Consider the following 474-nt stretch of genomic DNA (forward strand, 5'->3'; position numbering starts at 1 on the left):
CTTTGTAAGCCTCAAACATTTCTACACGATCGGTACTTCCGCCTTTATCGAAACATACGGCTAAATGGTCTGGACGTTCACGTTTTATCACATCTAAAAGTGAATTCATAAAACCCATAATGGCCGAAGTATCGATACCTTTTGAGTTGATTCTTGGGTTTTTTATAAAGGCGTAATACCCACGGAAAATTAAGGCGTAAGCATCTACTAAGAAAAGACGTTTTTGGTCTGACATGAGTTTGAATTTGAAAGAAAATCAAAAATATGAAAAACTTACACGTAAACCACATTGTAATATATTTAGTTTTGGTGCGTCTTACTATAAAAATCTTAACTATACGTTAAATACAATGGTGTTTTAATTTTGTAGTTTAGATTACTAGTATCTTTGATAAAAATTGAGTATATGTTACGTTGGGGTATTTTTTTAGTATTATTTATTGTAATTGATATTTACGCATTTCAAGCTTTTAA

1 pseudogene is annotated in these 474 nt (G+C 30.8%); it reads right to left on the reverse strand.

The annotated features are described in order from the left end of the window. Nucleotides 1–235, reverse strand: a pseudogene (locus tag FUA24_RS00295) (hypothetical protein); the annotation flags it as partial. Nucleotides 236–474: the final 239 nt, after the last annotated feature.

The sequence above is a fragment of the Seonamhaeicola marinus genome (assembly GCF_008085455.1).